The organism is Streptomyces sp. NPDC002564, from assembly GCF_042889645.1.
GTDB lineage: Bacteria > Actinomycetota > Actinomycetes > Streptomycetales > Streptomycetaceae > Streptomyces.
Map to the genome: position 1 here is coordinate 14617 of NZ_JBIARE010000011.1, position 14923 is coordinate 29539.

The following is a 14923-nucleotide window of genomic DNA, read 5'->3' on the forward strand; positions in this document are numbered from 1 at the left end:
GTCAGGCACCGCTCAGGGCTTTGGCGTCGTCCCGGCTCGCACCGTCGGCCGCGGGTACGCGGGTCGGCGAGTCGTGGCGGACGAGCCCGTCGCCGGCCGCACCGCCCTCGCGAGCGGACTGGATCGCCCAGTACACCGCTTCCGGCGTCGCGGGCGAGGCCAGCTCCACGCTGACGCCGCCCGGCCCGAACGCGGCGGCGGCCTGCCGCAGCGCCTCGCGCACGGAGAACGCCAGCATCAGCGGTGGCTCACCCACCGCCTTGGACCCGTAGACGGCGCCTTCCTCGGTCGCGTTCTCGAGGAGCGTGACGTTGAACTCCTCAGGCATCTCCGAGAAGCTCGGCAGCTTGTAGGTGCTCGCCGCCTGGGTGAGGAGACGGCCGCGGTGCGGGCCCTCGCTGGCGTCCCAGCGCATGTCCTCCAGCGTCAGCCAGCCCGCGCCCTGCACGAAGCCGCCCTCGACCTGACCGATGTCGATCATCGGGGAGAGGCTGTCGCCGACGTCGTGCACGATGTCGACCCGCCGGATGCGGTACGCGCCGGTGAAGCCGTCGACCTCCACCTCGGCAGCGGCGGCGCCGTGGGAGAAGTACTTGAACGGCGAGCCGCGGAACGTCTTCGCGTCCCAGTGCAGCCCCTCGGTCCGGTAGAAGCCGGCCGCCGACAGCTGCACACGCTGGAAGTACGCCGTGCGCACCAGGTCGTCCCAGGCCACCTCCTGGTCGCTGCCCAGCGAGCGCGCGACGCCCTCGACGATGCGGACGTCCGAGGCGTTCGTCCCCAGCTGGGTGGCGGCGACCTGCCGCAGCCGCTCGCGCAACTGCTCACAGGCGTTCTTCACCGCGGCGCCGTTGAGGTCCGCCCCGGCGCTGGCGGCGGTGGCGGAGGTGTTGGGCACCTTGTCGGTACGCGTCGGGGCGAGGCGCACCTTGTGCAGCGGGATGCCCAGCGTGGTCGCGGCCACCTGCAGCATCTTGGTGTGCAGCCCCTGGCCCATCTCGGTGCCGCCGTGGTTGATCAGGACCGAGCCGTCCTTGTAGATCAGCACCAGCGCGCCGCCCTGGTTGAAGGCGGTGAGGTTGAACGAGATGCCGAACTTGACGCCGGTGACCGCGAGGGCCCGCTTGTTGTGCCGGTGCGTCGCGTTGAAGGCGGCGATCTCGCGCTGCCGGTCGGCCACCCCGCCGTTGTCCAGGGCCTTCTGCCAGACGGCGGAGATCCGCTCGTACTGGACCACCTGCTGCCCGTAGGGCGTCGACTGGCCTTCCTGGTAGAAGTTGCGCTGCCGCAGCTCCATCGGGTCCAGGCCGAGCAGCGGCGCGCACCGGCCCATGATGTCCTCGATCACCAGCATGCCCTGCGGTCCGCCGAAGCCGCGGAACGCGGTGTTGGAGACCTTGTTGGTCCGGGCGATACGGCCGGCGATACGGGCGTTGGGGATCCAGTACGTGTTGTCGATGTGGCACAGCGCGCGGGCCACCACCGGCTCGGAGAGGTCGAGGCTCCAGCCGCCGTCCGCGGTCAGGGTGGCGTCGAGGGCGCGGATGCGGCCGTCGGCGTCGAAGCCGATCTTCCATGTGGCGTTGAAGCCGTGCCGCTTGCCGGACATGGTCAGGTCCTGGGTGCGGTTGAGCCGCAGCCGGACCGGGCGGCCGGTCAGTTTGGCGCCGAGCGCCGCGACGGCCGCGAAGCCGTGCGGCTGCATCTCCTTGCCGCCGAAGCCGCCGCCCATCCGCAGGCACTGCACGGTGACCTCGTGGCTGTGCAGGCCGAGGACGTGCGCGACGATCTCCTGGGTCTCCGAGGGGTGTTGGGTGCTGCTCTGGACGAACACCTGCTCGCCCTCGTCGATGTGGGCCAGCGCCGCGTGCGTCTCCAGATAGAAGTGCTCCTGGTCGGAGAACTGGAACTCGCCGGTGAAGACGTGGGCGGAGTCGGCGAAGCCCGCGTCGACGTCGCCGGTCACCATCACGGGCCGGGCGCCGTGGAAGCTGTCGGCCGCGATGGCGTCCTGGAGGGTGATCACGGAGGGCAGTTCGTCGAGGTCCACCTCGACCGCCGCCGCGCCCATCCGGGCCGCCTCGAGGGTCTCGCCGAGCACCCAGGCGACGGCGTGGCCGTGGAACATGACCACGTCGGGGAAAAGCGGTTCGTCGTGCTTCATCCCGGCGTCGTTGACCCCCGGTACGTCGGCGCCGGTGAGCACGCGGACGACGCCGGGCACGGCGAGGGCGGGTGCGGTGCGCAGCGCGGTGATCCTGCCGTGGGCCCGCATGACCTGGACCGGGTACGCGTGCAGCGCGTCCTTGGTGCGGTGGACCAGGTCGTCGGTGTACAGCGCGGTGCCGGTGACGTGCTGGACCGCGCTCTCGTGCGGCATGGAGACGCCGACGACCGGCTTCTCGGGACGCTCGGACAGATGACTCATGACGGCACCGCCTCGGTGGTCTGTGCGTGCAGCTTCAGCAGGCTCTGGCCGAGCATCGCGGAGCGGTACCGGGCGCTGGCGCGGTGATCGTTCATCGGGGTGCCCTCGTCCTGCAGCACCAGGGCCGCCGTCCGGGCAGTCTCCGCCGTCCACGGCTCGCCCTCAAGGGCCGCCTCGGTGGCGAGGGAGCGGATCGGGGTGGCGGCCACGCCGCCCAGGCCGATGCGTGCCTTGCGTACGATCCCGTCCTCGACGTCGAGGGCGAAGGCGACCGCGACGCTGGAGATGTCGTCGAAGCGGCGCTTGGCGATCTTGTGGAAGGCCACGACCGGCGACAGGGGCAGCGGAACGCGCACCGCGCGGATCAGTTCGCCGGGACGGCGCACGCTCTGGCGGTAGCCGGTGAAGTAGTCGGCCAGCGGGACCTCGCGCTCGCCGTCGACGTCGGCCAGGAGCAGCGTCGCCTCCAGGGCGAGGAGCACGGGCGGGCTGTCGCCGATGGGCGAGCCGGTCCCGAGATTGCCGCCGAGGGTCGCGCCGTTGCGGATCAGACGGGAGGCGAACTGGGGGAACAGCTCGGCCAGGAGGGGGACGTCGCCGTCGAGGCGGCGTTCGATCTCGGTGAGCGTCAGGGCCGCCCCGATCTCGATGTGGCCGGACTCGACGCGCAGCTCCCGCAGTTCGGGCAGGCGGTCGACGGCGACCACGCAGTCCGCGCGCCGGGAGCGGATGTTGACCTCCACGCCCCAGTCCGTGGAACCGGCGACCACCACGGCGTCGGGGCGCTCGCGCAGCAGCCCCAGCGTCTCGGCGAGGGTGTCCCTGCGCAGGAAGGCGCTGCCGTCGCGGGTGTAGTCGGTGGCGACCGGTGCGGGCGCGGTCTGCTCTCGGCGCCGGGCGAGCGGGTCCTCGTCGGTGGGCGTGCCGACGGCGTACGCGGCGTCGCGGATGGGCCGGTAGCCGGTGCAGCGGCACAGGTTTCCGCTGAGCGCGTGCAGGTCGAAGCCGTTCGGCCCGTGCTCGGTGTCGGTGCCGGCCGGCGTGTCCGCGTCGGCCGTCGCTTCCCCGGCACCGGTCGGCCCGGCGTCGGCGGTCGTGTCCGCGTGCCCGCACCGGCCGGGACGGTAGTACTCGGCGGCCATGCTGCAGATGAACCCCGGTGTGCAGTAACCGCATTGGGAGCCGCCGCGGACGGCCATCTCCTGCTGCACGGGGTGCAGGGTGCGGGGCGTGCCGGACGCACCGCCGGTGGCGAGGCCTTCGGAGGTGACGATCTCCTGGCCGTCGAGGGCGGCGGCCGGGACCAGGCACGCGTTGACCGCGACCCAGTCGGTCGGCTTGTCCACGCCGGGCCGGGCCACCAGGACCGAGCATGCGCCGCATTCGCCCTCGGCGCAGCCCTCCTTGGTGCCGGTGAGGCCACGCTCGCGCAGGAAGTCCAGCGCCGTGGTGTGGCTGGGGGCCGGTGAGAGGGGCGTCTCTTCGCCGTTGACCGTGATCCGCGGCGCCGTCACGACAGGCCTTCGTTTCGGTGTGCGGTCGGTCGGTTCATGATGTTCGCCAATGTCGGGCAGCTTTCTGTGTGCAGGCGCGCCGGTGGAGTGGGACGGCGCAAAGACGGCACGGGACAGCGACGTGCCACAGATGAGGAGGGGGGAACCCGGAATGCCCGGGAGTGCCCGGAATGCGCCGCGGACGGGCGGCGCGGACGTGCCACGAGAGGGCGCGTCGGAGCGGCTTGCTCAGGCGCCGTGCGCGATCCGGCCCGGGACCCAGACGGTGCGCTGGGCGAGGCGGCCGAGGTCAGAGCTGGTGTTCATCCGCTGGTCGCCTCCTTTCGGGTCGTCAGGGGTCGGCGACTACCGAAAGTTAGTGGCTGGGGCCACACACGTCAAGAGATCACTGTCCGTACGGGTGCCCGGCGTACGGTTCGGGCGCGCCGTCGTCGTCGCTCCGGCCCGGTCCCGCACTCCGCGGTCATCCTGTCCGCGCATCGGGCACCGATCAGTCGCCAACTGAGCGAAACTATGCAGATGTTAGGCAATGTTCCGGAGAACACGGATCGCTTCGTGGGGCGCGCGGCCGAGCAGGGCGAGCTGGTCTCGTCGCTCACCGCCGGGCGGCTGACCACCCTCACCGGTATCGGCGGCGTGGGCAAGACCCGGCTCGCCGCGCACGCGCTGCGCGCGCTGCCCGAGCGGCAGCGGACGGCCCTGGGCCGGACCTGCTGGGCCGACCTGGGCGCACTGCCCGACGAGCGGCTGCTGATCGGGGCCGTCGCGGACGCCGTGGGATTCGCCGACCACACTCCGGACGGGCCCTTCGACGCCCTGTGCGCCTGGCTGGCCGATCAGCGGCTGCTGCTCGTCCTCGACTCCTGCGAGCACCTGGTGACCGCCTGCCGGAACCTGGTCGCCGACCTCCTCACGGCCTGTCCGCGGCTGACGGTCCTCGCCACCAGCAGGCAGCGTCTCGGCGTGGCCGGGGAAGCCCTCGTGCCGGTGCGGCCGCTGGCGTGCGACGGCGACGGTCTCGCCCTCTTCCTCGACCGGGCCGTGGCCGTCGCCCCTGCACTGCGGATGAGACATCCCGAGCAGGACCGGCATGCGGCCGAGATCTGCCGACTGCTCGACGGGGTCCCGCTCGCCCTCGAACTGGCCTCCGCGCAGTTGATGCACCATCCGATCGGGGAACTCGTCGACCGGCTGCGGTCGCACCAGGCCGGCCTCACGGCGCCGGCGCCCGTCTGGCCGCGACGGCACCGTTCCCTGCGGACCGCGATCGGCTGGAGCCACGAGCTGTGCGGCCCCCTGGAGCGCCTCCTGTGGACGCGGCTCTCCGTCTTTCCCGGCGTCTTCGACTCGGGTGCGGCCCGTGGTGTCTGCGCGGGCGGCCCCCTGTCCCCCGACGCCGTCACCTCGCTCCTCGCCGAGCTGACGGCCAAGTCCGTGGTGGCCCAGGAGGCCGACGGCCGCTACCGGCTGCATGCGCCCGTGCGGGAGTACGGGCACATGTGGCTGGACGAGCTGGAGGCCCGGGACGAGGTCGCCGACCGGCACGCGGACCATTTCCTGGAGCTCGCCCGGTCCGCCGACGCAGGATGGCTCGGGCCGCAACAGGCCTCCTGGTACCGGCGCATCGACCTGGCCCACGCCGATCTGTGCGCCGCGCTGGAGCACCTGATCGGAACGCGGCCCGAGCATGCGGTCGAACTGGCGGGGCTGGTCGGCTTCTTCTGGAGCTGCTGCGGCCATCTGCGCGAGGCCCGGCGGTACTTGGAGCGGGTGCTGCCGCTCGCCCGGCACCACGGCGCCGCGCGGGAGAAGGCGCAGTGGGCGCTGGGGGTGGCGGCGCTGCTGCAGGGCGAGCACGCCAAGGCGGCGGCGATCGGCCGGCGGTGTGCGCGGGACGCGGCGCACACGGGCAGCGTGGAGGGGCGGCTGTCCGCCGCGTACCTGCTCGGCATCACGCATCTCATGAACGGCGAGCCGCGCCGGGCCTACGACGACGTGGGACGGGCCCTGCACCGGGTGGCCGAGCCCGCGCTGACCTCGCCGTCGGTGCTGCGCTGCCATTTGGTGCGGGTGTTCGCGCTCACCGGCCTCGGCCGGCTGGAGGAGGCGGCGCGCGAGGCCGCCTCGCTGCGGGCGGGCTGCGCCGCGCAGGGCGAGTGGTGGGCCCGCTCGTACACCGACTACCAACTCGCGCTGATCTCCCTGGCCCAGGGGCAGCCGGGCCAGGCGGCGGAGCATGCGCGGGCGATGCTGGAGGGCAAGCGGATGCTGGGCGACAGCTTCGGGATCGCGCTCGGGATGGACCTGCTGGCGGCGGCCGCGGCGGCCGACGGTCAGGGCGAGGCGGCCGCGCTGGTGTCCGGGATCGGCCAGATGTACTGGCTGTCGGTGGGGCACAGCCAGCGGGGGATGCCGGAGTTGCGGGACGTACGGGAGGCCTGCTGGCGCAGCGCACGTGCCGCCGTGGGGGACGGCGCGTTCGACCGCGCCTTCCGCCGTGGGACGGAGGCGGACCCGGGGTCGGTCCTCGACCTGGCGGTGGCGGGCCAGTTGCTGAGCGGAGCGTGACGCAGTCCGCCCGGGGGTGAGGGCGGGAACCCGACTCGGCCGCAGGAGAGCGACCGCGGTCCGGCCTTCGGCGCCGGGCGCGCACCGCCCGCTCCGGGCAGCGGCATGCGACCGGTCGCGCGACCGCACAAGAATTGCTTCGCGTCGTCGGCGGGCATCCGGAATGCTGTTCGCCATGGATGAGGTCTTCGCCATGGATGAGGTCAAGGTCGTCGTAGCCCACTCCGAGCGCGCCACCCTGCGCGTCGGCGACGTGTTCCTGAAGGTGGACGGCGATCAGGCACGCATCGACGTCGAGGTCGAGGCGATGGACCTGGCACCCGTCCCCACTCCGGAGGTCCTGTGGCGCAAGCCGCCGGTGCTCGCGATCGCCGCGGTCCCGGGAAGGGCGCTCGGCCGTCTCGGTGAGGCCTCGACCGCGTCACCTTCCGCGTGGGCCTCGGCGGGCGCCGCCGTGAGGAAGCTGCACGACGCGCCCTTGCCGGCCCGCACCGGCCGGGCGGGACGGGGCGTCGACGAGCTGACGGCGGAACTGGAGGGCGAGTGCGAGTGGCTCGTGACGAACGGCGTGCTGCCCACCGACCTGGTGACCCGCAACCGCAAGGTCGCCCAGGCCGCGCTCCGGCCGTGGACCCCCGCCTTCACGCACGGCGACCTGCAGATCGCGCACGTCTTCATCGACGGCGACGGCGGCGACGAGGTCACCGGCATCATCGACTGGTCCGAGGCGGGCCGGGGCGACGCCCTGTACGACCTCGCCACCTTGACGCTCGGCCACGAGGAGCACCTCGCCGACGTCGTCGCCGGCTACGGCGCCGACGTCGACCTCGACGTGGTCCGCGCGTGGTGGTCGCTGCGGAGCCTGCTGGGGGTCCGCTGGCTGATCGACCACGGCTTCGACCCGTCCGCGCCGGGCTGTGAGGTCGACGTCCTCAGGGCCCGGATGACGGGCTGAGCCACGTCGCCGCGTGGCGCGACCGGGTGGGTGCCCGCCTCGAAGCTGCCGGTACGCGGGCAGCTCACGGAGACGAGGGAGGGCGGCTCCGTCCGGTTCAGGTGGTGAGCAGTTCGGTGATCTCCTGGGCGAGCCGCGGGCCGAGGGTGCCCCAGCCGTCCTTGTAGCCGTACACGCTCGCCAGGCCGCGGGCGTCGTAGTCGCCGTTCAGGATGTCGATGTCGGCGGGGGTGATGAGCGAGGGGTGGGCGACACCGACCGCGCCCGAGACCTTCAGCAACTCCCTGCGCAGGGTGCGCAGATACATCGCGGCCCGGGTGGCCTTCGAGGGCGCGTCGATCCCGCGCGCCAGCCACGGGTCCTGGGTGGCGATGCCGGTGGGGCACTTGTCGGTGTGGCACTTCTGCGCCTGGATGCAGCCGATGGACAGCATCGCCTCACGGCCCACGTTGATCATGTCGACGCCGAGGGCGAACGCGACAAGCGCGTTCTCGGGCAGACCGAGCTTGCCGGAGCCGATGAAGGTGATGTCGTCGGTCAGGCCCCGCTCGGCGAACACGCTGTAGACGCGGGAGAATCCCATGCGGAACGGCAGGGACACCGAGTCGGCGAAGATCAGCGGAGCCGCCCCGGTGCCGCCCTCGCCTCCGTCGATGGTCACGAAGTCGACTCCTCGCTCGCCCTGCTCCATCGAGGTGGCGAGTTCCTCCCAGAAGCGCATCTCGCCGACGGCGCTCTTGATGCCGACCGGCAGTCCGGTCTCCGTGGCGAGCAGTTCCACGAAGTCGAGCATCGAGTCCACGTCATGGAACGCGGTGTGCCGTGAGGGCGACGCGCAGTCCTTGCCCGCGGGTATGTCACGGATCCTGGCGATCTCGTCGGTGACCTTCGCGCCCGGCAGCATGCCGCCGAGACCCGGCTTCGCGCCCTGCGAGAGCTTGATCTCGATCGCCTTGACGGGCGCGCCCGCGACCACGGACTTGAGCTTGTCGAGGTTGAACGTCCCATCCTCGTTGCGGCAGCCGAAGTACGACGTGCCGATCTGGAGGACGAGGTCCCCGCCGCTCAGGTGGTACGGCGACAGACCGCCCTCGCCGGTGTTGTGCATCGTCCCGGCCAGCGCCGCGCCCTTGTTGAGCGCCGTGACGGCCGCGCCGGACAGCGAGCCGAAGCTCATCGCCGAGATGTTGACCACGCTGGCCGGACGGAACGCCTTCGCGCGGCCGCGCGGTCCGCCGAGCACCTTGGCCGAGGGCAACGGCGCCTGAGGGTCGTGCAGATCGGGCAGCGGACCGGCGAACGTGCGCTGCTTCACGTACGCGTGCCCCTGCACGTGCTCGACGTCGTTGTCGGTGCCGAACCCGAAGTAGTTGTTCTCCTCCTTCGCCGACGCGTAGACCCAGCTGCGTTGATCACGGCTGAAGGGGCGTTCTTCGTCGTTGGACGTCACGACGTACTGCCGCAGCTCGGGGCCGATCCTCTCCAGCAGATACCGGGCGTGCCCCACCAACGGGTAGTTCCTGAGCAACGCGTGCTTCTTCTGCACGAGATCGCGGGCGGCCACCAGCGCCAACCCCGTGGCGGCTGCCGCACCTATGTTCCGAGCACGCATGGAAGACGTTCCTCTTTTCGACTGGCCGAACCTCACCACAGTCCGCTACCCCATGCCGCGGCGATGTCACTGGGCGGCGGCCATTTCGTCCGGGGCCGTGACGGTGGCGGGTTTGCCGCTCTGCAGTTGCTGAAGGCGCTTCAGGGTCGCGCCGAGCATGGAGCCTGCGGGACGCCTTGGTGATGGGCTTGGCTGCGGGAGCGGCTGCCACCCCCGTGCTGCCCGCACGCGCCTGGAGCCCTGTTCCGCCCGCGCCCGCTGCGGGTCGGTGATCCGCCGTGACGAGCGCAGGCAGGTCGACGGCAGGCAGCCGCGCAATATTCACGTGCCTCATCCGGGACTGCTCGTTACCATCGATCCCATGAACGTCATCGGCCCACGCCTCACCGCGACCGCGCGAGCGACCAGCTCGCCGGTTGCCGCCGCCTGACGTCTTTCCTCTTCCCACCGGCGACCGGAAACGGCCCGCCGATGTCCCGTGACCTCGTGTCGCGATCCACTGCTCGTGCGGACCCGTTGTCCGGTGCCTCCCCGCTGTACACGCGAAGGAGCCACACCATGAGCACCGACCGCACGATCCCGGGCGGCGTGACCACCGACCACGTCGTCAGCACGTTCGTCGAGTACTTCGAGGAGCGCGGGCACCGTCGCATCACGGGTTCGACGCTGCTGCCGCCCCAGGGCGACTCCGTGCTGTTCACCACCTCCGGCATGCATCCCCTCACCCCGTACCTGGAGGGGCGCCCGCACCCTCTGGGCGACCGGCTGGTCAACGTGCAGCGCTGCCTGCGCACCACGGACCTCGATGAGGTCGGCGATCCCACCCATCTGACGGTCTTCGAGATGCTGGGCACCTGGTCGCTCGGTGACTACGAGGGTCCGCAGAGCCTGCGTTGGGGGTACGAGCTGCTCACCGAGGGCCTTGGCCTCGATCCGCGCATGATGCATGCCACGGTCTTCGGCGGCGACGACCGCACCGGCCCGGACACCCCGTCCCAGGAGGTGTGGCAGGAGCTGGGCGTGCCGGTGGAGCCGACCGTCGAGGACAACTGGTGGTCCAACGGGCCGACCGGCCCCTGCGGCCCCGACTCGGAGATCTTCCTGTGGACCGGTGACACCCCGCCGCAATCGACGCCCACCCTCGACGACCGGTGGGTGGAGATCTGGAATCACGTGACGATGCGCTATCGCAAACTGGACGACGGTTCGCTGGTGCCGCTTCCGCAGCGGAATGTCGACACTGGGATGGGGCTTGAGCGGCTGGTCTCGCGCCTGCAGGGCAAGTCGTCGGTGTTCGAGTGCGACGTGTTCACGCCGTGGCGGCTGACCGTGCCGAGCCTGTGGCCGCTCGACGAGCCGTCGCTGCGGCTGGTCTGTGACCACCTGAGGTCGGCCGTGGTGGTGATCGGCGACGGCGTAAGCCCGAGCAACACCGGTCGCGGCTATGTGCTGCGGCGGCTGGTGCGCCGCCTGCTCACCGTCCTGTGGCGCGACGACACCACCCGCAGCATCGGTGACCTGCCGCTGGACCTGGTCCGGCACACCCTGGACCATTTCCGCCAGGACGTGGAGGGCGAGGGTGTCCGGGTGATCCTGCTGGAGGAGGAGCAGCGGTTCCGCGGACTTCTGGAACGCGGCCGTCGCGTCCTGGCCCAGCCCCGCTTCCGGGGGACGTTGGACGAGGAGAGCCTGCACTACCTCCACGACACGCACGGCCTCCCCCGCGACCTGGTGCTGAGCCTGCGGTCGCAGTGACGGGTGACGGGGTGCGTCGGCGGTGGGGGGATTGGTGCCCCGCGCCGACTTGATTAGCCGCCCGACGTGCGCTGGAGTGGTACGTCGCGATGATTCGGGTCCAAGTGGCGTGAGGAACGAGCCTTGTTGGTGGAGACGTTGACCGCACTGGCCGCGGCGAGCGGCGGCGCGGTGGTGCAGGCCGCGGGGACCGACGCGTGGCATGCGGTACGGGAGCGGGTCGCCGAGCTGTTCGGGCGGGACGACACCGAGCGGGGGCGCGCCGAACTGGAGCGGCTGGACCGGACCGCCCGGGCGCTCGCACCGGGGGCCGCGGACGACCCGGAGCGGGAGGCGCTGCGTCAAGAGGGGTCGTGGCAGGGGCGGTTCGAGTCCCTGCTGGAGTCCTTGGACGCGGCCGCGCAGGAGCGCGCCGTACGGGACTTGCGTGCCCTGCTGGCCATCGCGGCCGCCCCGGGTGGCGACGTGGCCCTGGCGACCGGCCGGGCCACCGCGCGGGACGGCGGCAGCGCGGTGACGGGGGTCCGTCGGTCCGGCGGGCCGCTCGGTTCCGAGCGGGGTGCCCGGGCGGTCGACACCGGGGACGCCGACGCGACCGGCGCCGGATCGAGTGCCGTCAGCGGCGTCGTGACGGAATAGGCGGTCGGCGGCGGATGGCCAAGTGGCGGTGGGGCAGAAGGTACGACCTGGGCAAGCGGACGCTGGCCGGAGGCACGGTGGCGGACGGTTCCGCCGCGCGACACGTCTCGGACCGACATGTCCGGGACCAACAGGTCTCGGACGGACAGGTCTCGGACGGGCAGGTCTCGGACCAGCAGGTCTCGGGCAGTGGAAACGCGACCGCGTCGAACGGCGGCATCGCCGTGTCGGGCATCTACAACGACCACTCCAGCGTCGTGCTGCCTCCGGAGGCGGTGCGCCCCGTGTCCGACGTACGGGCGCGGCCCGGCCTGGACAACTTGCCTTATCGGACGGCTCAGTTCGTGGGCCGCGCCGCCGCGCTCGACGCGCTCGACGCAGCGATGAAGAGGCGTCGCGGCGGGTGCGTACAGGCCGTGCACGGACTCGGCGGGGTCGGCAAGAGCACGCTTGCCGTGCACTGGGCGGCCACCCGGGCCCGCAAGCACGGCCTCACGCCGGTCCGCTGGATGGCCGCCGACAGCGCCTCGGCCGTGGAGCAGGGCCTCGCCTCCCTGGCCGCGTCCCTGCAGCCCGCCTCGTCGAAGGCGCTGACGGTGGAGGCCCTGGCCGAGAACGGCATGCAGTGGCTCGCCGCGCACAGCGGCTGGCTGCTCATCCTCGACAACGTCAACCATCTCGCGGACATCGCCCCGGTGCTGGCCCGCGCTCCCCGGGGCCACTTCCTCATCACCAGCAGGCTGGCCACCGTGTGGCACGACGCCACGGCCGTGATCCGGCTCGACGCCCTGCAGCCGGCCGAGTCGCTGGCCCTGCTCACGCACATAGCCGGGTCCGGTGGTTCCCGGGACCTGACCGGGGCGGACGAACTCTGTACGGAACTGGGCCATCTTCCGCTGGCCGTCGAGCAGGCCGCCGCCTTCCTCGCCCAGAACCCCTTGCTGACGCCCCGCTCGTACCTGGGTCTCCTGGAGCGGGACCCCGCTCCGCTGTACGAGCGCGGCGGTGACGGATACACGATCGCCGAGCGCACCATCGCCCGCGTGTGGCGGGTGACGCTCGACCGCGTCGGTGAACTGCAGCCACTGGCACCTGACATGCTGCGCACCCTGGCCTGGTACGCCCCGGACGGGATCCCGGTCGACCTGGTGGACGGCGAGGGCGGGCCCGCCTCGGTGGCGGGCGCCATCGGCATCCTCAACGCCTACAGCATGATCACCGTGGATCCGGCGGCCCGCACCTTCTGCGTGCACCGGCTGCTCCAGGCCGTCGCGCGCACCGCCGACACGGCGGATCCGCACCGCTCCGCCGGTCTCGTCGCCGAGGCGCGCGACCGTGCGACGGCCGCGCTGGAGGCCGCCGTCCGGCCGACGGACTGGCAGGACCCCGCCTCCTGGCCGTTCGGCCGCTCGGTGCTGCCGCACATGGAGGCGATCGCCGACCACGCGCCGCCGTCCGCCGACACCACGACGACGGCCCGGCTCCTCAACCACGCGGGTGTGTTCTGCCTCAGCCAGGGGCTGGCCCCGCGCAGCAGCGTGCACCTGCAGCGCGCACTGGACCATCACCAACGGGAGCTCGGCCCCGACGACGTCAACACGCTCGCCTGCCGGCACAGTCTGGCGGGCGCCCACGAGGCCGCGGGGCACGTGAAGCGGGCCATTCCGCTGTACGAGAGCGTCCTGCGCGACGAGGAGCGCGTCCTCGGGGCGACGCATCCGCTCACGCTGGCCAGCCGCAACAACTTGGCCGACGCCTATCGGGCGGCGGGGCACCCGGAGCAGGCCCTCGCCCTGCTCGCCGGCGGTCCCGGCGCCGACCCGGGACCGCCCGTGCCACCGGGCACGCCGATGCCGTCGGACACACGGAGATACCCGGGCATGTCGGTCCCTGCGGGCACGTCGGTGGAGGGCGAGGACCTCTTCAGCCTGTCGGCGCGCAACACCCTCGCCCGGAGCCGGCAGGAGTCGGGAGACCACGCCGGGGCGATGCTTCTGTACGAGAAGAACCTCGCCGCATGCGTCCGTGTCCTCGGCGGCGAGCATCACCTCACCCTCACGGCGCGGAACAACCTCGCGGCCGCGCGGCGCGCGGAGCTGCCGGACGGGCAGCGCAAGAGGGCCCCGGATGGGCAGGGGCGCCCCGAGAACACGGAGGGCCCCGCCCCGGGCGTCTCCCACGTCGAGACGATCCTCCGGGACATGGAGCGGGTCCTCGGCGACGAGCACCCCGACACGCTCGTCGCACGGGGCAACCTCGCGGCCGCCTGCAAGGACGCGGGCGACCTGGACCGGGCCGTCTCGCTGTACGAGGAGACCGTGCCCGCCATGGAGCGCGTGCTCGGCGAGGACCACGGCATCACCCGCGCCGCACGGGTCTCGCTCGCCCTCGCCCACCTCGCCGCCGAGAACTTCGACCAGATCGACCGGCTCGCCACACCCCCTGGGGCGCAATCCCTCGACACCCGCAGCGCCGACATCGGATACGGCCTTCTCGCCCACGGCGACGGAGCACGGGCCGTCCCCCTGTTCGAACAGGCCGCGCAGGCCGACGAAGGACGTCCGGCGGCGGACGATCCCAACTCGCTCACCACCAAGCACAATCTGGCGGTCGCCCATCTGATGGCGGGCGCCCCCGAGCAGGCCCGGCCCCTCTTCGAGGAGGTCCTGAGGATCCGGGAGGATGCCCTGGGCGCCGAGCACTCGGACACGCTCACCAGCCGGCGGCATCTGGCCGACGCCCACCGCGAGGCGGGCGACTTCGACCGGGCGGCATCGCTCTACGAGCAGACGTACCAGGCACGGGAACGGGAACTCGGCCCCGACCACCCCGACACCCTCGCCGCCCTCGGTCTCCTCGCGTACGCCCGCCAGCACGCGGGAGGGACCGCCCTCTCGCTCCCCCTGTACGAGCGGGCGCTTCAGGGCATGGAACAGGTGCTCGGCCCCTTCGACATCGGGACCCTCACCGCTCGCAACGGTCTCGCCGGGGCCCACCAGAAGGCGGGCGACCTTCCCCGCGCCCTGCTGCTCTACGAGCACAACCTCGACGCCTGCACCGAGGCACTCGGACGTGACCACGCCCATACCCTCACCACCTGCCACAACCTGGCCGTCGCCCTCGCCACGGCGGGAGACCTCCGCCGGGCCCTCCCCCTCTTGTGGGACACGCTCCGCCGCCAGAAGAGAGAGCTCGGCGGGGACCACCTCGACACCCTCACCACCCAGCTCAACCTGGCGGGCTTCTACCGGGCGGCGGGAGCGCCGCGCAAGGCCCGCCGCCTGTACAAGCGGACCCTCGCCACCTGCGTACAGACCCTCGGGGAAGGCCACCCCCTGACGCGCAGCGTCCACCAGCAGATGGCGGCCGCCGGACTTCTCGGCCCCTGAGGCGCGCCTCCCGCACCGGGGCCCGGGGAACGAGGGCCATAAAGAACTGGGGCACCCGCCCCG

General features: G+C 72.3%; 8 protein-coding genes. 5 read left to right on the forward strand and 3 right to left on the reverse strand.

What is annotated here, in order from left to right; genetic code table 11:
- Position 1: 1 nt before the first annotated feature.
- Positions 2-2428, reverse strand: coding sequence for a xanthine dehydrogenase molybdopterin binding subunit (xdhB, locus tag ACFYXE_RS30870; protein ID WP_389318217.1), 2427 nt, complete (start codon positions 2426-2428; stop codon positions 2-4).
- A complete protein-coding gene (locus ACFYXE_RS30875) occupies positions 2425-3942 on the reverse strand; it encodes a xanthine dehydrogenase small subunit (protein ID WP_389318219.1) in 1518 nt (505 codons plus the stop codon). Before ACFYXE_RS30875 ends, xdhB begins: the two co-directional genes overlap by 4 nt.
- 519 nt (positions 3943-4461) lie before the next feature.
- Between ACFYXE_RS30875 and ACFYXE_RS30880 the strand changes: the two genes are divergently transcribed.
- Both ACFYXE_RS30880 and ACFYXE_RS30885 read left to right on the forward strand, forming a co-directional pair.
- The gene (locus ACFYXE_RS30880; protein WP_389318221.1) at positions 4462-6510 is read left to right on the forward strand and encodes an ATP-binding protein; all 2049 of its coding nucleotides are present in this window, start codon (positions 4462-4464) and stop codon (positions 6508-6510) included.
- A gap of 193 nt (positions 6511-6703) precedes the next feature.
- Entirely contained in the window at positions 6704-7465 is a 762-nt protein-coding gene (locus tag ACFYXE_RS30885; RefSeq protein ID WP_389318587.1) for a phosphotransferase family protein, read from the forward strand.
- 97 nt (positions 7466-7562) lie between these two features.
- Here the strand turns inward: ACFYXE_RS30885 and ACFYXE_RS30890 are convergent, their stop codons facing one another.
- On the reverse strand, positions 7563-9077 hold the full coding sequence (locus ACFYXE_RS30890; protein WP_389318223.1) for an FMN-binding glutamate synthase family protein: 1515 nt from the start codon (positions 9075-9077) through the stop codon (positions 7563-7565).
- A 558-nt stretch (positions 9078-9635) separates the two neighbouring features.
- Here ACFYXE_RS30890 and ACFYXE_RS30895 point away from each other — a divergent pair.
- From ACFYXE_RS30895 to ACFYXE_RS30905, 3 genes are all read left to right on the forward strand, one after another.
- Positions 9636-10832, forward strand: coding sequence for an alanine--tRNA ligase-related protein (locus ACFYXE_RS30895; protein ID WP_389318225.1), 1197 nt, complete (start codon positions 9636-9638; stop codon positions 10830-10832).
- Positions 10833-10961: 129 nt separating this feature from the next.
- Positions 10962-11471 (forward strand): hypothetical protein, encoded by a 510-nt coding sequence (locus tag ACFYXE_RS30900; RefSeq protein WP_389318589.1) that lies wholly within the window; start codon positions 10962-10964, stop codon positions 11469-11471.
- 14 nt (positions 11472-11485) lie between these two features.
- Positions 11486-14860, forward strand: a complete 3375-nt coding sequence (locus tag ACFYXE_RS30905) for a tetratricopeptide repeat protein (RefSeq protein WP_389318227.1) — start codon at positions 11486-11488, stop codon at positions 14858-14860.
- Positions 14861-14923: the final 63 nt, after the last annotated feature.